The 16,491-nt window shown below is 54.4% G+C and carries 14 protein-coding genes; 6 read left to right on the top strand and 8 right to left on the bottom strand.

The window, feature by feature from the left end; genetic code table 11:
• Nucleotides 1-33: 33 nt before the first annotated feature.
• Nucleotides 34-2,088 (bottom strand): DNA helicase IV, encoded by a 2,055-nt coding sequence (gene helD, locus ACOTZD_RS11555; RefSeq protein ID WP_174402239.1) that lies wholly within the window; start codon nucleotides 2,086-2,088, stop codon nucleotides 34-36.
• Nucleotides 2,089-2,210: 122 nt separating this feature from the next.
• On the opposite strand from helD, the gene ACOTZD_RS11550 reads away from it, so the two are divergent.
• Nucleotides 2,211-2,657 (top strand): YccF domain-containing protein, encoded by a 447-nt coding sequence (locus ACOTZD_RS11550; protein ID WP_003858149.1) that lies wholly within the window; start codon nucleotides 2,211-2,213, stop codon nucleotides 2,655-2,657.
• Nucleotides 2,658-2,675: 18 nt separating this feature from the next.
• Nucleotides 2,676-4,838 (top strand): YccS family putative transporter, encoded by a 2,163-nt coding sequence (gene yccS, locus ACOTZD_RS11545; RefSeq protein WP_003858151.1) that lies wholly within the window; start codon nucleotides 2,676-2,678, stop codon nucleotides 4,836-4,838.
• On the opposite strand, the gene ACOTZD_RS11540 is transcribed toward yccS, so the two are convergent.
• The gene (locus tag ACOTZD_RS11540; protein ID WP_023315767.1) at nucleotides 4,795-5,421 is read right to left on the bottom strand and encodes a TfoX/Sxy family DNA transformation protein; all 627 of its coding nucleotides are present in this window, start codon (nucleotides 5,419-5,421) and stop codon (nucleotides 4,795-4,797) included. The genes yccS and ACOTZD_RS11540 overlap by 44 nt on opposite strands.
• Before the next feature lie 217 nt (nucleotides 5,422-5,638).
• On the opposite strand from ACOTZD_RS11540, the gene sulA reads away from it, so the two are divergent.
• Both sulA and ompA read left to right on the top strand, forming a co-directional pair.
• Nucleotides 5,639-6,148 (top strand): SOS-induced cell division inhibitor SulA, encoded by a 510-nt coding sequence (sulA, locus tag ACOTZD_RS11535; RefSeq protein WP_048209418.1) that lies wholly within the window; start codon nucleotides 5,639-5,641, stop codon nucleotides 6,146-6,148.
• Between the two features lie 356 nt (nucleotides 6,149-6,504).
• Complete coding sequence (gene ompA / locus ACOTZD_RS11530) at nucleotides 6,505-7,557, top strand: porin OmpA (protein WP_017694761.1); 1,053 nt, start codon at nucleotides 6,505-6,507, stop codon at nucleotides 7,555-7,557.
• Nucleotides 7,558-7,622: 65 nt separating this feature from the next.
• On the opposite strand, the gene matP is transcribed toward ompA, so the two are convergent.
• Complete coding sequence (gene matP / locus ACOTZD_RS11525; protein ID WP_003858158.1) at nucleotides 7,623-8,075, bottom strand: macrodomain Ter protein MatP; 453 nt, start codon at nucleotides 8,073-8,075, stop codon at nucleotides 7,623-7,625.
• Nucleotides 8,076-8,261: 186 nt separating this feature from the next.
• On the opposite strand from matP, the gene ACOTZD_RS11520 reads away from it, so the two are divergent.
• Both ACOTZD_RS11520 and fabA read left to right on the top strand, forming a co-directional pair.
• Nucleotides 8,262-10,022, top strand: coding sequence for an AAA family ATPase (locus tag ACOTZD_RS11520; protein ID WP_174402238.1), 1,761 nt, complete (start codon nucleotides 8,262-8,264; stop codon nucleotides 10,020-10,022).
• A 68-nt stretch (nucleotides 10,023-10,090) separates the two neighbouring features.
• Entirely contained in the window at nucleotides 10,091-10,609 is a 519-nt protein-coding gene (gene fabA / locus ACOTZD_RS11515; protein ID WP_000227926.1) for a bifunctional 3-hydroxydecanoyl-ACP dehydratase/trans-2-decenoyl-ACP isomerase, read from the top strand.
• A 71-nt stretch (nucleotides 10,610-10,680) separates the two neighbouring features.
• Here the strand turns inward: fabA and rmf are convergent, their stop codons facing one another.
• The 5 genes from rmf to ACOTZD_RS11490 all read right to left on the bottom strand — a co-directional run bounded on the left by rmf (nucleotide 10,681) and on the right by ACOTZD_RS11490 (nucleotide 16,485).
• The gene (rmf, locus tag ACOTZD_RS11510; RefSeq protein WP_003858162.1) at nucleotides 10,681-10,848 is read right to left on the bottom strand and encodes a ribosome modulation factor; all 168 of its coding nucleotides are present in this window, start codon (nucleotides 10,846-10,848) and stop codon (nucleotides 10,681-10,683) included.
• Between the two features lie 254 nt (nucleotides 10,849-11,102).
• Nucleotides 11,103-11,669 carry a membrane integrity-associated transporter subunit PqiC gene (gene pqiC / locus ACOTZD_RS11505; RefSeq protein ID WP_017384809.1) on the bottom strand — a complete coding sequence of 189 codons (567 nt, stop codon included), beginning with the start codon at nucleotides 11,667-11,669 and terminating at the stop codon, nucleotides 11,103-11,105.
• Entirely contained in the window at nucleotides 11,666-13,306 is a 1,641-nt protein-coding gene (pqiB, locus tag ACOTZD_RS11500) for an intermembrane transport protein PqiB (RefSeq protein WP_058659655.1), read from the bottom strand. The genes pqiC and pqiB overlap by 4 nt, the downstream gene beginning before the upstream one ends.
• Before the next feature lie 4 nt (nucleotides 13,307-13,310).
• The gene (gene pqiA, locus ACOTZD_RS11495; RefSeq protein ID WP_017693685.1) at nucleotides 13,311-14,564 is read right to left on the bottom strand and encodes a membrane integrity-associated transporter subunit PqiA; all 1,254 of its coding nucleotides are present in this window, start codon (nucleotides 14,562-14,564) and stop codon (nucleotides 13,311-13,313) included.
• 13 nt (nucleotides 14,565-14,577) lie between these two features.
• On the bottom strand, nucleotides 14,578-16,485 hold the full coding sequence (locus tag ACOTZD_RS11490) for an ABC transporter ATP-binding protein (protein WP_006809352.1): 1,908 nt from the start codon (nucleotides 16,483-16,485) through the stop codon (nucleotides 14,578-14,580).
• Nucleotides 16,486-16,491 lie beyond the last annotated feature (6 nt).

The following is a 16,491-nucleotide window of genomic DNA, read 5'->3' as shown; positions in this document are numbered from 1 at the left end:
CGCTTACCGGGCCTACAGAATTTGCCCGGCGCGTTACGGCTTTCTCGCCACCGGCACGTCAATACTTTTCAAAATATCGACAAACACCGACGGCTCCTCTTTGTTGAACAAGAGCCACACGCGATGGCGCGCGCGGGTTATCGCCACGTACAGTAAACGCCGCTCCTCTGCATCCGGGAAATCTTCCGGAACAGGTAATAACGCCTCTTCCATCACGGATTCCCGCGCCGGCGCCGGGAAACCGTCGCTCCCCTCTTTTAGCCCCACCACAATCACGTAGTCGGCCTGCTGCCCTTTACTGGCATGAATGGTCATGAAATCGAGCTGTAGTTTTGGCCAGCGCGTCGCCGCTTTTTCCAGCGCCGTCGGCTTGAGGTGGTGGTAACGCGCCAGCACCAGAATTCGTTCATCCGGTTTCGCATAGCCGCTCAGTTTATCCAGCAGCGGTTCCAGCTGATCGTCCGCCAGCAGCGTGACGGCCTTTTTATCACCCGACGTCAGGCTGTTAAGCGGTTTCGACAGCTGGTGCGGGTTCTGCTGAATAAAACGGTTGGCTATTTCGCCAATCCGCGAGTTGAAGCGGTAGGTGGTGTCCAGATCGCTGCGATCGCCTTCCCCAAAATAGTGGTGGAAGGCCGTCGTGAGAGAAAGTTGCGCCCCGCTGAAACGGTAGATAGCCTGCCAGTCATCGCCCACGGCAAACAGCGACGTGTGTTTATTCTGCGCCCGCAGCGCCGAAAGCAGCGCAGCGCGCTGCGGCGAGATGTCCTGAAACTCATCCACCAGAATGTGTTTCCACGGGCTGACGAAGCGCCCTTTCTCCAGAATGATAATGGCCTGATGGATCAGCCCCGAAAAATCGACCGCGTTTTCGTCTTTCAGCGCGGTTTTCCACGCTTTCAGCATCGGCGCCATCAGCTTAACCCGCTTAGAAAACACGGCGCGGATCGCTTCCGGTGCGCTTTCTATCATCTCCGTCTGAGAGCCGCCGTGCATGCGCATCAGGCTTACCCACCGGTCGAGACGAGAGGCCAGCCGGCGCGCCAGCTTTTCATCCTGCCAGAAGCTGCCCTCCGGCACCTCCCAGTTGAGTTCCTCTTCAAGCCACTGACGCCAGCCTTTCGCCTGCGCCTTTTTTTCACTGCACTGCTGACGCCATGCCTTGATAAACAGCGTCTGGCGAGCCTGAGCGTCGTTCTCCAGCTTGCTGACAACAGGGACTTTTTTGCTGCCCTGTTGAATGATGTGTAAAGCGAGGGAGTGGAACGTGCGCGCCGAGATATCCTGGGTATGCAAACGCGCCTGAATGCGCTCATCCATCTCCTGCGCCGCCTTGCGACCAAAGGCCAGCAGCAAAATCTGGTCGGCAACCGCCTCGCCCGTTGTCAGAAGCCAGCCCGCGCGTGCCACCAGCACCGACGTTTTGCCGCTCCCGGCGCCTGCCAGCACTAAAAGAGACTGCTCGCCATTCACCACGGCGCGCGCCTGGGCAAGATTGAGGGGCGATGATTCCACCGTACTGAAAAAATCGGCATATTGCGTAAGCATCGCCTCAGTCCAGGCCTGGTTATGCGCCAGACGGCTTTTCTCGATATCGTTCAGCCAGGCCTGACACTTCCGCCACGCGTCGCGGCAGTTATCAAATTCCTCAAGCCGCGCCACCGGTAAAGGCAATGCCGTCAGCGCCTGGGCAATTTTTTGCTGAAGCCCGGCGGTTTGCTGGCGCGTCAGCCACTTCTGCTGCGTATTGCTTAGCGCGATATCGTCCAGCACCTGTTGCAGCACCTGTGCGGCTATCACGCTCATCTCCTGGCTCCACTGTTGCCAGCGCGTGTTCAGATGGTAGTGGAAGCGTTGGGTTTCCGCCCACTCGGTCCCGTGGAGTCGCACCACTTTGTCTGCCGGCAAGACGAACTCCAGCTCCCCCCATACCAGCCCTCGTTTACAATGAATGGCCAGTAGCTGATTAAACGGAATAAGATATTCGTGGCGTTCCCCGGAGACTTTCACTCCCGCATTGAGAAGGACAACCTTGTCGTAAGGGTGCTGCGCCAGGCGTTTGCCCATTGAAGTTGCTTTCAGTTCCATATCCTGCCGGATCCACGAGGTCATAATTTGTCAGACAGTTTAACTGCCAGTTTTAAGGTGCTCCAGCCCAAAAAAACGTTACAATCACCGGGCGTTAATCATATCGAAGGAAATGAGGGTTTATGCGTACCGTTCTGAATGTGTTGAATTTTGTCCTTGGCGGTTTTGCCACCACCCTTTCCTGGCTTTTTGCCACCCTGGTGAGCATTGTGCTCATCTTCACCCTTCCGCTGACGCGCTCCTGCTGGGAAATCACCAAACTGTCCCTCGTTCCTTATGGAAATGAAGCCGTGCACGTGGATGAGCTGGAGCCGGAAAGAAAAAATGCCCTGATGAATACCGGCGGCACGCTGCTGAATATTTTATGGCTGATCTTCTTTGGCTGGTGGCTGTGTCTGATGCATATTTTCGCCGGCATCGCCCAGTGCATTACGATTATTGGCATTCCGGTTGGCATCGCTAATTTCAAAATTGCCACCATCGCCCTGTGGCCGGTAGGACGCCGAGTTGTCCCGGTCGAAGTCGCGCAAGCCGCGCGTGAAGCCAATGCCCGTCGTCGTTTTCAGTAATAAGGACTGGCCGCTCTCATGCTAAGCCCCCTGCTTCGTCGCTATACATGGAACAGTAACTGGCTGTATAACGTCAGGATTTTTATCGCCCTCTGCGGCACCGTCGCTCTGCCGTGGTGGCTGAATGATGTGAAGCTCACCATCCCCCTCACGCTTGGGGTGGTGGCCGGTGCGCTGGCGGATCTCGACGACCGCCTGGCCGGTCGTTTGCGTAATCTGGTCATCACGCTGGTCTGCTTCTTTATTGCTTCCGCCTCCGTTGAGCTGCTTTTCCCGTGGCCCTGGCTGTTTGCCTTAGGGCTGACGGTGTCCACCAGCGGCTTCATTTTGCTCGGCGGCCTCGGGCAGCGCTACGCCACTATCGCGTTTGGCGCCCTGCTGATTGCCATTTACACCATGCTGGGCGTCTCTCTTTACGAGCAGTGGTATCAGCAACCGGTCCTGCTGCTGTTGGGTGCTATCTGGTATAACCTGCTGACCTTAACCGGGCATCTTATTTTTCCGGTTCGTGCCTTACAGGACAACATTGCCCGCAGTTACGAACAGCTGGCCCACTATCTGGAGCTGAAATCCCGGCTGTTTGATCCGGATATTGAAGAGGACAGTCAGGCGCCCCTGTACGATCTGGCGCTGGCAAATGGCCAGCTGGTCGCTACGCTGAACCAGACCAAAGCGTCTCTGCTCACCCGTCTGCGCGGCGATCGCGGTCAGCGCGGTACACGGCGCACACTGCACTACTATTTTGTCGCCCAGGATATTCACGAGCGCGCCAGCTCCTCGCATGTGCAGTACGCTGACCTGCGCGAGAAATTCCGCTATAGCGACGTGATGTTCCGTTTCCAGCGCCTGCTGTCGATGCAGTCTCAGGCCTGCCAGCAACTTGCGCGCTCAATACTGCTGCGCACGCCCTATCAGCACGATCCGCGCTTTGAACGCGCATTCAGCCACCTGGATGCGGCGCTCGATCGCGTTCAGGCCAGTGGGACATCACCGGAACAGTTCAAAGCCCTGGGATTCCTGCTCAACAACCTGAGAGCCATTGATGCTCAGCTCGCCACCATTGAGTCTGAACAGGCGATGGCGATGCCGGGCAATGACGCTGACAACCAGCTTGCCGACGACAGTCTCAACGGTTTCAGCGATATGTGGCTGCGCCTGAGCCGTCATTTTACGCCGGAATCCGCCCTCTTTCGCCATGCGGTAAGGATGTCGCTGGTACTGTGCGTCGGCTACGCGTTTATCCAGATAACAGGATTGCACCACGGCTACTGGATCCTGTTGACCAGCCTGTTTGTCTGCCAGCCGAACTATAACGCTACCCGCCATCGGCTCGCGCTGCGTATTGTCGGGACATTAGTCGGGGTCGCCATCGGGCTGCCGGTGCTCTACTTTGTGCCATCCGTAGAAGGGCAACTGATCCTGATTGTGATTACCGGTGTACTGTTCTTCGCTTTCCGCAATGTGCAGTATGCCCACGCCACGATGTTCATCACGCTGCTGGTGCTGCTCTGCTTCAATCTGCTGGGTGAAGGCTTTGAGGTGGCCCTCCCCCGTGTGATTGACACGCTAATCGGCTGCGCCATCGCCTGGGCGGCGGTGAGTTTTATCTGGCCTGACTGGCGTTTCCGAAATTTACCGCGCGTGTCCGACAGAGCAATGAACGCCAACTGCCGCTACCTGGATGCTATTCTTGAGCAATACCATCAGGGTCGCGATAACCGTCTGGCCTATCGGATTGCCCGTCGCGATGCGCATAACACTGACGCAGAGCTGGCTTCCGTTGTCTCGAATATGTCAACTGAGCCGCGCGCTACGGCAGAAATCCGTGAGACAGCCTTCCGCCTGCTGTGTCTGAACCACACGTTCACCAGCTATATCTCTACCCTTGGCGCCCACCGAGAGAAACTGACGAATCCGGACATCCTGGCGCTGCTGGACGACGCCGTTTGCTACGTTGATGATGCGCTTCATCATCAACCTGCGGATGAGCCACGGGTTCACCAGGCACTGGATGAACTGGTGCAACGTATCGCACACCTTGATCCAGGCACCGACAACAAAGCTCCACTGGTCCTTCAGCAAATTGGCCTGCTTATCGCTTTGCTGCCGGAAATTTGTCGGCTGCGACAGCAGATCGCTACCTGGCGGAATGATGGCCCTGCGACTCAGGCAGCGCATTAAACCACTCCGTAAGCTCCCGGCGAATATCCGCCGGGAGTGCCGCTTCATGTAACCCTTCAATCGCGCCTTCAAGCGCGAACAATACCCGGATACTCAGCGCTTTATTCTTCGAGCGCATTTTCAGCCAGCTCGTCTTCGCCCCCAACTGTCGTAGCGTCTCTTCATTGGTAATGCCCGCCTCCATAAGCAGGACCTCAATCTGAAAGGTCAGGTTCGGCAGATCTTTAAGCCGGTTACGCTGATGGCGCTGGTAGCGCTCTTTCCTGGCGGCATCGAGCGCAAACGAGGAGAGCTGAAGCAGTTTTTCCCTGTTTTGCCACAGACCTTCGTCCACACGGTAGTAATTAAGCAGCACTGGGCGTCCTCGTTTCATCAGGGTCAGAAAAGAGGAAGCGTTTTTTACACAGTATTTTGCACTTTGCTCACAGGCGCGAAGGTACAGCTCGCCGTCAGACACCATCGCGAACACCGCTTCATCCACGGCCAGGGTATAACCGCCAAACAGGGCGCGATGATGAATTTCGCCCAGCGGAGAGAGGTATTCTTGAGATTGATAAATCCGCTCATAAGATATCTTTTTCATGATAATTCCATTAAAAATCATACAGTAACCACGATATTTCTTACTAACGGATCCGTTAGCAGGAAAATAGGCAACTTATTGCCGTTGGGCAAGATGATTTTTTCATGTTCACCAGGAATGGATGAAATTTGCGAGTCGCTTTCCGAAAATGAGGTTGATCTTTATGCATACAGGGGTTACTGTATATCCATACAGTAACTACAGGGCTGGAATGATTATGTACACTTCAGGCTATGCAAATCACTTAACACCTTCTACTTCTGCCGCAGGCAATGCTGCGCAGAATTCTATCGGGCGTGAATCGACAGGGCTTATCAGTGAAGTGGTTTACCGTGAAGACCAGCCGCTGTTGACACAACTCTTACTCCTGCCGCTTTTGCAGCAGCTCGGGCAACAGTCTCGCTGGCAGCTCTGGCTGACGCCACAGCAAAAATTAAGTCGCGAATGGGTTCAGTCGGCTGGGCTGCCGTTAGCGAAGGTGATGCAGATTAATCAACTCTCCCCTTGCGATACGGTCGAGTCGATGGTCCGGGCATTACGTACCGGGAACTATAGCGTCGTGATTGGGTGGTTGCATGAGGATCTGTCGCAAGAGGAACATTTGCGTCTGACTGAAGCGGCTGAAGAAGGTAACGCGATGGGTTTCATCATGCGGCCAGTTCGTGGAGATTCCTATCGCAGAGGACAACATCCCGGGCTAAAAATTCACTCAAATGTGTACCATTGAGTGATTTTAAGAGTTTTCCTGGAATTTTTTTCGACCGCAGTATGCAAAAAAAGTTCAACGCGCCAAAACTGCGGCAAGTCTTGTCTGACGCGGTTCTCGTTAATTTTACTGCACAAAATTCGTTCAAAAATTGTTAAATATTAGGTATACGGAACTTTTTTTTTCATATGCCTGACGGACTTCACACTTGTAAGTTTTCAGCTACGTTGTAGACTTTACATCGCCAGGGGTGCTCGGCCTAAGCCGAAGATATCGGTAGGTTTATATTTGACCACGCCCCCCGGTGAAGGATTTAACCGTGATTCCTCCGATGGAGATATTCATGGCAAATTTTGGATGATAACGAGGCGCAAAAAATGAAAAAGACAGCTATCGCGATTGCAGTGGCACTGGCTGGCTTCGCTACCGTAGCGCAGGCCGCTCCGAAAGATAATACCTGGTATGCAGGTGGTAAACTGGGCTGGTCTCAGTTCCATGACACCGGTTGGTACAACAGCAGCCTGAACAACGATGGCCCTACTCACGAGAGCCAGCTGGGTGCAGGTGCGTTCGGTGGCTATCAGGTTAACCCGTATGTTGGCTTTGAAATGGGTTACGACTGGTTAGGTCGTATGCCTTACAAAGGCGACAACGTAAATGGCGCTTTCAAAGCTCAAGGCGTACAGCTGACCGCTAAACTGGGTTACCCAGTAACTGACGATCTGGACGTGTACACCCGTCTGGGCGGCATGGTATGGCGTGCAGACTCCAGCAACAGCATCGCTGGTGACGACCACGACACGGGTGTTTCCCCAGTATTCGCTGGTGGCGTTGAGTGGGCAATGACCCGTGACATCGCTACCCGTCTGGAATACCAGTGGGTTAACAACATCGGTGACGGTGCTACCGTTGGCGTTCGTCCAGACAACGGCATGCTGAGCGTTGGTGTTTCTTACCGTTTCGGTCAGCAGGAAGATGCGCCAGTCGTAGCTCCAGCTCCGGCTCCAGCGCCAGAAGTACAGACCAAGCACTTCACTCTGAAGTCTGACGTTCTGTTCAACTTCAACAAAGCTACCCTGAAACCAGAAGGTCAGCAGGCACTGGATCAGCTGTACACCCAGCTGAGCAACCTGGATCCTAAAGACGGTTCTGTAGTGGTTCTGGGCTTCACCGACCGTATCGGTTCTGACGCTTACAACCAGGGTCTGTCTGAGAAACGTGCTCAGTCTGTAGTTGATTACCTGGTATCTAAAGGTATCCCAGCTAACAAGATCTCCCCACGTGGTATGGGCGAATCTAACCCAGTTACCGGTTCTACCTGTGACAACGTGAAACCACGCGCTGCACTGATCGACTGCCTGGCACCAGATCGTCGCGTAGAGATCGAAGTTAAAGGTATCAAAGACGTTGTAACTCAGCCTGCGGCATAAGTTATCGTCTTATAAAAAAACCCCGCCATGCGGGGTTTTTTATTATCTGAAGAAAAGCAAAACGCTTATTTTTTACCTAACAGTGCCTGTAGATCGTTCTTCAGCGTCGACATCTGGCTGGCATACTTCTCTTTGTGCTCGGCATCTTCAATCAGCTGCACCACCGTTTCCGACAGGGTTTTCCCGCGCCGTTGCGCAAGCCCGGCCAGACGCTGCCAGACCATAAACTCCAGGTCGATGGATTTCTTACGGGTGTGCTGATGCTCGGCATTGAAATGCCGTTTACGACGAGCACGGATAGTTTGCTTCATCCGGTTTAACAGGGCCGGATTAATGTGTTTCTCAATCCAGCCGTTGACCAGTACCGGTTCGTTTTCGAGGGTCAGCAACATATCCACAGCTTCTTGCGCCGCGCTGGCTTCGATGTAGCAGGTGATCAGCTCCCCTTCACGGTGCTTTTTGACCAGGTACTTCCATTTCCAGCCGCTTTCGAGGTTTTCCAGTTGTTGATATTTCATTGCGATCTCAGTGTTACCGTGTAACTCTGTTCAGAATATCAGTTTTTTGGCAATCTGCTGAAAAGAAATCATATCCTGTGAAACGCCGCAGGCGATCCGCATGACGAAAACCCGAATCCTGATTGGGCAGAGTGCGCCGCTTACGGTATACTCCACGGTTTTACTTCTGACTAAAAAACATCAACTTTGACCATTACGAAACTTGCATGGCGTGACCTGGTTCCGGATACCGAGAGCTATCAGGAGCTGTTTGCACAGCCAGACCTCACAAAAGAACACGAATTCATACTTAGCGATACACAACCGCGTTTGCATTACGCGCTGGAGCAGATGTCATCCCCATGGGCTACATCTCCTTTCATGCTGCTCAAAGCCCCGGAAGAAGCCGAGTATCTGACGCTTCTCGGTGATGCCATGCGCCAGTTGCAGCCAAAAACGAATGCCGTTTTTGGTGGCCAGTATCATATTGCCGGACGTGAGGTGACGTACGAACCTGCCACGCAGGCAGACGGACAGTTCGCTGCAAAAGGCGAGGTGATCATCGCCAACTGGGTGGAAGCAGAACAGCTGTTCGGCTGCCTTCGTCAGTTCAATGGCGATGTGTCACTGCAACCGGGGCTGGTACACCGCGCGAATGGCGGCGTGTTGCTCATTTCCCTTCGCACCCTGCTTGCTCAGCCTCTGCTGTGGATGCGCCTGAAAACGGTGGTGACGCAGCAACGTTTTGACTGGGTAGGCTACGACGATTCGCGTCCGCTGCCTGTATCCATTCCGTCTATGCCGCTGTCGCTGACCGTCGTGCTGACGGGCGACCGTGAATCTCTGGCTGATTTCCAGGAAATGGAGCCAGAACTCGCGGAGCAGGCTGTCTATAGCGAATTTGAAGATAATATTCAGATCGCCGATGCCGATGACATGGCGCAGTGGTGTCAGTGGGTTATGGCCGTGGCGGAACGTTTCGCACTGCCCTCGCCTGCCGAGGATGCGTGGCCGGGCTTAATCCGCGAGGCCGTACGCTACACTGGCGATCAGGAAACCCTGCCGCTCTGCCCGCTCTGGATCGGTAAACAGCTGCGTGAAGTGGGGGTTATCAGCGGTAACGGTCCGTTTACCGGTGAGCAGCTTAGCCAGATGCTGGCCCAGCGTGAATGGCGTGAAGGTTATCTTGCTGACCGTATGCAGGATGAAATTCTGCTGGAACAGATTCTGGTGGAGACCGAAGGCGAACGTATCGGGCAAATCAACGCCTTGTCCGTCATCGAGTTCCCCGGACACCCGCGCGCCTTTGGTGAGCCTTCCCGTATCAGCTGTGTCGTACACATTGGTGACGGCGAATTTACCGATATCGAACGCAAGGCCGAACTGGGCGGAAACATTCATGCCAAAGGCATGATGATCATGCAGGCGTTCCTGATGTCTGAACTTCAGCTCGAGCAGCAGATCCCCTTCTCTGCCTCGTTGACCTTTGAACAGTCCTACAGTGAAGTCGACGGCGACAGCGCCTCAATGGCGGAGCTGTGTGCCGTGATCAGCGCGCTTGCAGACGTGCCGATTAACCAGAATATTGCGATTACCGGGTCCGTGGATCAGTTTGGCCGTGCCCAACCGGTGGGCGGACTGAATGAGAAAATCGAAGGCTTCTTCGCAATCTGCCAGCAGCGCGGTTTAAACGGCAAACAGGGCGTGATTATTCCGGCACCTAACGCTCGCCATTTGAGCCTGAGCCAGGCGATTCTGGATGCGGTAGAGCAGGAACAATTCACCGTCTGGGCCATCGAAGGGGTTGAGGATGCACTACCCTTACTGACAAACCTGGTCTGGGACGGCGAAGGCCAGACAACCCTTATGCAGACCATTCAGGAACGTATAGCTCAGGCGACACAGCAGGATGCTCGTCATCGTTATCCGTGGCCGTTACGCTGGTTAAGTTGGTTTAGTGCGAACTGATCGGACTTGTTCAGCGTACACGTGTTAGCTATCCTGCGTCCTTCACTAAAATAAGGCTTACTGAGAACATGGTAGATAAACGCGAATCCTATACTAAAGAAGACCTTCTTGCCTCTGGTCGCGGTGAACTGTTTGGCGCGAAAGGCCCGCAGTTACCAGCCCCAAATATGCTGATGATGGACCGTGTCGTGAAAATGACCGAAACCGGCGGCAACTTTGATAAGGGTTACGTAGAAGCAGAACTCGATATCAACCCGGACCTGTGGTTCTTCGGTTGCCACTTTATTGGCGATCCGGTAATGCCTGGCTGCCTGGGCCTCGATGCCATGTGGCAGCTGGTTGGCTTCTATCTGGGCTGGCTTGGCGGTGAAGGCAAAGGCCGTGCGTTGGGCGTAGGCGAAGTGAAATTCACCGGTCAGGTTCTGCCTACCGCGAAGAAAGTCACCTACCGTATCCATTTCAAACGCATCGTTAACCGCCGCCTGATTATGGGCCTGGCGGACGGTGAAGTGCTGGTAGATGGTCGCCTGATCTATACCGCGAACGACCTGAAAGTGGGTCTGTTCCAGGATACCTCCGCTTTCTGATAACGGCTTTTAGCCCCATCCAGAAAGGCGAAACCTCCGCATTGCGGAGGTTTCTTTTTAAAGAGACGGTATCAAGCAAGTACTGCCCTGTCTCCGATGGCTTCTCGCCAGCCCCCTAGCCATTGGGACCTTTGATTCAGGGCCTGATAGGGACACATTTCTTTTGAACGTCCGGCGATGCCAGCCTGATAACCACGTTGATGAGCCCTTTCCAGGCGATCTCGTTTCTGTCTCTTCATGCCTCGTTTCCCTCATTCTTTTGTCTGGTGGAAAGAAAACAGTGGTTGCAATATGTGCAAGCACAGTTAACGAATACCCCGAATCGACGTCAGCGTCAACGTTCAAAATTCATACGGGTGTCATATTTGTGAGCTACATGGAAGATCGTTTGTACAAAAAATGTGACGCGGGACAAGTAACAACCTGAACGCAAAACGAAAAAAAAGCCGCAATCAGCAAGAAGCTGAGTGCGGCTTTCGTCGATGAATTTTACTTATGGCAGGCGGGAAATCTCTCTTGCGATAGCAGCCGACTCCTGTGCCCATCCCTGCGCAAGTACTTTCACCATTTCGTCATAGCCATCTTTCTGCTGCTTGAGTTCAAGATGGAAAGGACGCTTAATCAGCTGACCCTGGTGATTCAGCAGCCACTCCCCGCTGATAACAACGGCACCATCATAGCGGCCATGGAATCCCGTCACGTTAACATTCAGAGTGTCCTGATCGCTTCCCAGAGGCTGCGAGGCAACGACCCAACCGGGGAGCTGGCTGCTCAGATTCGCCACCAGCGTATTGCGTAGCTGCTGATCCAGCGGGCTGGCCCACAGGTTATTGTTGGCGATTACGTACTGCACATCGCTGGTCTGGTAGACCACCCCGTTGCCCGCCAGGTAATCTGGCACGGCAACCTGTTCAACCCACAGCAGACGGCTGCCCTGCGAGGTGCTGCTCTGCGCACCGGACTGGGCGCTTAACGGCAGCTGGTAGTAGCTTTTGTTATCGCTTCCAGAGCTACAGGCCGTTAATACCAGTGCGCCTGCGATGATTAGCCATTTTTTCATTGTTTCGCCCTCTTAGGCTCAGGATCCTTTTTGTCTTTCGCTTCAAACACCAGTGCGTTGCTCTTTTCATTGAGCGTTTTCAGAACGGGCTGTAGCTCGCGTAAAACCTGATCAAGACGTTGCATATCCGCCACCATCTTGTTGTAGGCCGCTGAGCCCGGCTGGAAGCCCTGCATACTACGATTCAGTTCGCGCAACGTTTTCTGCATATCCTGCGGCAGCTGCTGCATGGACTGGTTAGCGGTGATCTTGTTGATATTATCCAGCGTGGTTTGCAGACGTAGCATCGTTGCCTGGCTCTGATGCAGTGATCCCGTCGCAGCTTCAAGCATTGGATTCAGCGGCAGATTGTTGATCTTATCCAGCGTTTCCATCAGGCGCTGTTGGATCTGCGCCAGGCCACTGCTGACCGTAGGAATGATTTTGTAGCCGCCAAATTCACGGACTCCCGTCATAGGTGGCGCTTTTGGATAGAAGTCCATATCGACATACAACGCCCCTGTGACCAGGTTGCCGGTTTTCAGCGAGCCGCGCAGCCCGCGATTCAGCAGGTCGCTGATATGCTCCCCAATATCCTGGTCCTCGCCTATCTGGTTAATCAAACGCTCAGGCTCAATGCGGATCAGCACCGGAATACGATAATCATCATCAAGCATCTGCTTGAGTCCCGGAACAAAGTAAGGCACTTGTCCCACTGTCCCCAGACGAATACCGCGGAACTCAACTGGCGCCCCTGGCTGCAAGCCGCGTACAGAGTCCTTAAAGAACATCAGGTAGTCGATGTGATCGGTATAGAGCGCATCCTGAATGCTTTTTTGATCGTCAAACAGTCTGAAGGCGGTTTTCTCCGCCACCGGTTGTCCCAGATCTATACCTTCCGGCACGTCAAAACTGACGCCCCCACCAAACAGCGTGGTGAGTGAACCCATCTCAACGCGCATCCCCGCAGAGGTGAGATCTACCGCGATCCCGCTGTCTTTCCAGAAGCGAACGTTGCTGGTCACCAGGCGGTCATTAGGCGCGTTGATAAATAGCTGATAGCTGATGGTCCGTTTTTGCGGATCGAAGGTGCTTGTTTCAACCGAACCGACGCGATACCCACGGAACAGCACCGGATCGCCCGGCGAGAGCTGGCCCGCTTTTTTACTGTCCAGAATAACGCGGATCCCTTTTGCATCCGGTGGCGCAAGCGGCGGTGAATCCAGCAGCTGATAGTTTGCTGGCTGGGCGCCTTTGTTGCCGGGCTGGAGTTCAATATAAGCCCCGGACAATAGCGTCCCTAAGCCGCTGATCCCTTCTCTACCAACCTGCGGTTTCACTACCCAAAAAACAGAATCTTCATGGAGCAGTTTTTCCATGCCAGCATTCAGGCGGGCCTTGATTTCAACATGGGTTAAATCATCCGTCAGGGTCGCGCTTTCCACGACACCCACATCCACGCTGCGGCTCTTGATGGTGGTTTTTCCGCCCTCAATCCCCTCTGCATTGGTGGTAATTAGCGTGACTTCCGGTCCCTGATGGCTGTAATGATAAAACAGGATCCATGCACCGATCAGCGCGGTCACGATGGGGAAAATCCACACCGGCGACCAGTTTCTGACCTTCTGCACTTTAGCCTCTCCACTCTTATTTTCCATGCTCTTACTCTTCCTCATGGCTTGAATCGGGCTCACGATCCCACGATAAACGAGGGTCGAAGGTCATGGCCGCAAACATGGTCATAATGACGACCAACGCAAACATCAGCGCTCCCATAGCGGGATAAATACTCATCAGCCCCCCCATACGCACCAGCGCTGAGAGAACCGCAATCACGAACACGTCAATCATCGACCAGCGGCCAACAAATTCCACGACCTCATAAATCAGATGCATGCGCTCGCTGTCTCGCTTACCGTGCCCTTTTGCATCCCAGCAAAGCCAGGCAATGGCAATCATCTTTAAGGTCGGAACCATAATACTGGCGAGGAATATGACGCCTGCTACAGGGTAAGATCCCTCGCTCCACAGCAAAATCACCCCGGCCAGTATGGTCGAGGGCATTCTGTCGCCGAGCAAATCGGTGATCATGATCGGCAAGATATTGGCGGGCAGATAGAGCATGACAGAGGTCACCAGCAGCGCCATGGTCCATTGCAGGCTATTTTTGCGCCGGACGTGACCTTTTGTTTCACAGCGCGGACACACCTCGACATCCGCGGGCAGCACGGCGGTGCAGCACGAGCAGGAGCGAAGCCCCTGACGGATACCCGGTACGCCCACCTTTACCGTCTGCGAGAGCGTCGGCGCCGGGGCAATATCGTCCCAGGCCCAGCGTCGGTCCACGCACTGGAACGCGCGCAGTTGCAGCACGCAATACAGACACCACGGAATAAAGCTGCTGCCAATCCCCACATCGCCGTAGGCCATCAGCTTCACGAAGCTGACCAGGATACCCGCGAGAAAAATTTCCGCCATCCCCCAGCTTTTCAGCTGGAAAAGGATCCGCGCGAGTTTGATTTTAAGGACAGTGGGCATCCTGACGCGGTTGACCAGCAGCAGAATGACGACCAGGCAAAAAGCCGGGACGATCTGCACGAACAGAAGAAAGAAGGTGCCAAGGCTGGCGTAATCTTCCGAGAACATCACGCCAGGAATTTCCAGTAAATCTACCTGGCTGGTCATCCCACCTACTTTCATATAGATGAAAGGGAAGAGATTGGAGAGCAGTAACATGAATAAGGCTGCCAGCGCATAAGCCGTAGGACGCTGCCTTGGCGCGTCCCACTCGGTCGTCAGCGTAGCGCCGCAGCGCGGGCAGGCAGCCTTATGTCCGTGACCAAGCTCTGGCAACGCCACGAGCATATCGCATTGCGAGCATAATATATGCCGATCGGCATGGTGCTGGTCACACATAGATTATCCCTGTTTATGCGCCGTTTTTCAGAGACTCAAGGTACTCCCAGCGCTCAAATGCCTCTTCCAGCGCCTGTTCAGCCTGGGAGAGTTCAGCCAATACTTTCTGAGTATAGTCGTGAGGCTGCGTAAAGAATGACGCATCAGCGACCTGGATTTGCAGTGCTTCCAGTGCAGCTTCCAGCTCTTCCAGACGCTGCGGCAGCCCCTCCAGCTCGCGCTGCAAGTTATAACTCATTTTAGCAGGAGACTTTTTGACAGTTTCTGCTTTTGCAACAACAGGTTCAGCGACATTTTTGGTCTTCGCCTGTTTTTGCGCCAGCGACTGTGATTGCTGTCCACGCGCGTCATGATAGCCGCCTACATATTGCCCGATGCGTCCTTCGCCTTCGAAGATCCAGCACTCGGTCACGGTGTTATCGACAAACTGACGATCGTGGCTGACCAGCATCACGGTTCCCTGATAACCATCAATCAACTCTTCCAGCAGTTCCAGCGTTTCGACATCCAGATCGTTAGTCGGTTCATCGAGAATCAATAAGTTACTGGGTTTCAGGAACAAACGCGCCAGCAAAAGACGGTTACGCTCACCGCCGGACAGCGCGCGCACCGGCGTCATGGCGCGTTTCGGGTGGAACAGGAAGTCCTGAAGGTAGCCCAGCACGTGACGCGGCTTGCCGTTAACCATGACCTCCTGTTTGCCCTCAGCGAGGTTATCCATCACCGTACGGTCTGGATCCAGCTCTGCGCGGTGCTGGTCGAAGTACGCCACTTCCAGTTTGGTACCGCAGTGGATACGACCGCTGTCGGCCTGGAGCTGACCGAGCATCAGTTTCAGCAGCGTGGTTTTACCGCACCCGTTCGGGCCGATCAGCGCAATTTTGTCGCCGCGCTGAACCTGAGCGGAGAAATCGTTTACCAGCACTTTGCCGTCAACCGAATAATTCACGTTCTCCATTTCGAAGACAATCTTGCCCGAGCGGGACGCCTCTTCAACCTGCATTTTGGCGCTCCCCATGACTTCACGGCGTTCGCTACGTTCGCGGCGCATCGCCTTGAGGGCGCGAACGCGGCCTTCGTTACGGGTACGACGGGCTTTGATGCCCTGACGGATCCAGACCTCTTCCTGTGCCAGCTTGCGGTCGAACTCGGCGTTTTGCAGCTCTTCGACGCGCAGGTTCTCTTCTTTCTCCAGTAGATAGGTATCGTAATCGCCCGGGTAAGTCACCAGCTTGCCGCGGTCGAGGTCGACAATGCGCGTGGCCATATTGCGGATGAACGAACGGTCGTGGGAGATGAAGATAATGGTGCCGTTAAAGGTTTTCAGGAACCCTTCCAGCCAGTCAATCGCTTCGATATCCAGGTGGTTCGTCGGTTCGTCCAGCAGCAGCACCTTAGGCCCGCTCACCAGGGCACGGCCCAGCGCCGCTTTACGCAGCCAGCCGCCGGAGAGCGCCGACAGCTCCATATCCGCTTCCAGGCCAAGCTGGGCCAGCACTTCATTAATGCGGTTTTCCAGCTGCCACAGACCGTGGTGATCGAGCATCTCCTGCACTTTTGCCAGCTCGTTGAGATTCTTGTCGCTCGGGTCCGTCATGACCAGATGCGAAATCTCGTGGTAACGCTTGAGGTATTCCGCCTGCTCTGAAATCCCTTCGGCCACAAAATCGTAAACGCTGCCGGTGACGTTACGCGGCGGATCCTGTTGCAGACGAGAGACGATCAGATCCTGCTCGTAAACAATACGGCCGTCATCCAGCCCCTGCTCACGGTTGAGGATTTTCATCAGCGTCGATTTACCTGCGCCGTTACGGCCCACCAGACAGACGCGCTCGTTATCTTCGATATGCAGCTCTGCATTATCGAGAAGCGGTGAGTCGCTGAAAGAGAGCCACGCGCCGTGCATACTAATTAAAGACATTTATTT

This window comes from Enterobacter cloacae complex sp. SHL022 (genome assembly GCF_049237785.1).
Classification (GTDB): domain Bacteria; phylum Pseudomonadota; class Gammaproteobacteria; order Enterobacterales; family Enterobacteriaceae; genus Enterobacter; species Enterobacter hormaechei_C.
Note: the sequence above shows the minus strand (reverse complement) of the source record. Positions and strands in the feature narration are given on the sequence as shown.

Excerpts from the sequence above, each read along its gene's own strand:
- helD (WP_174402239.1), bottom strand. The coding sequence starts at position 2,088 with ATGGAACTGAAAGCAACTTCAATGGGCAAACGCCTGGCGCAGCACCCT.
- ACOTZD_RS11550 (WP_003858149.1), top strand. The coding sequence starts at position 2,211 with ATGCGTACCGTTCTGAATGTGTTGAATTTTGTCCTTGGCGGTTTTGCC.
- yccS (WP_003858151.1), top strand. The coding sequence starts at position 2,676 with ATGCTAAGCCCCCTGCTTCGTCGCTATACATGGAACAGTAACTGGCTG.
- ACOTZD_RS11540 (WP_023315767.1), bottom strand. The coding sequence starts at position 5,421 with ATGAAAAAGATATCTTATGAGCGGATTTATCAATCTCAAGAATACCTC.
- sulA (WP_048209418.1), top strand. The coding sequence starts at position 5,639 with ATGTACACTTCAGGCTATGCAAATCACTTAACACCTTCTACTTCTGCC.
- ompA (WP_017694761.1), top strand. The coding sequence starts at position 6,505 with ATGAAAAAGACAGCTATCGCGATTGCAGTGGCACTGGCTGGCTTCGCT.
- matP (WP_003858158.1), bottom strand. The coding sequence starts at position 8,075 with ATGAAATATCAACAACTGGAAAACCTCGAAAGCGGCTGGAAATGGAAG.
- fabA (WP_000227926.1), top strand. The coding sequence starts at position 10,091 with ATGGTAGATAAACGCGAATCCTATACTAAAGAAGACCTTCTTGCCTCT.
- rmf (WP_003858162.1), bottom strand. The coding sequence starts at position 10,848 with ATGAAGAGACAGAAACGAGATCGCCTGGAAAGGGCTCATCAACGTGGT.
- pqiC (WP_017384809.1), bottom strand. The coding sequence starts at position 11,669 with ATGAAAAAATGGCTAATCATCGCAGGCGCACTGGTATTAACGGCCTGT.
- pqiB (WP_058659655.1), bottom strand. The coding sequence starts at position 13,306 with ATGGAAAATAAGAGTGGAGAGGCTAAAGTGCAGAAGGTCAGAAACTGG.
- pqiA (WP_017693685.1), bottom strand. The coding sequence starts at position 14,564 with ATGTGTGACCAGCACCATGCCGATCGGCATATATTATGCTCGCAATGC.
- ACOTZD_RS11490 (WP_006809352.1), bottom strand. The coding sequence starts at position 16,485 with ATGTCTTTAATTAGTATGCACGGCGCGTGGCTCTCTTTCAGCGACTCA.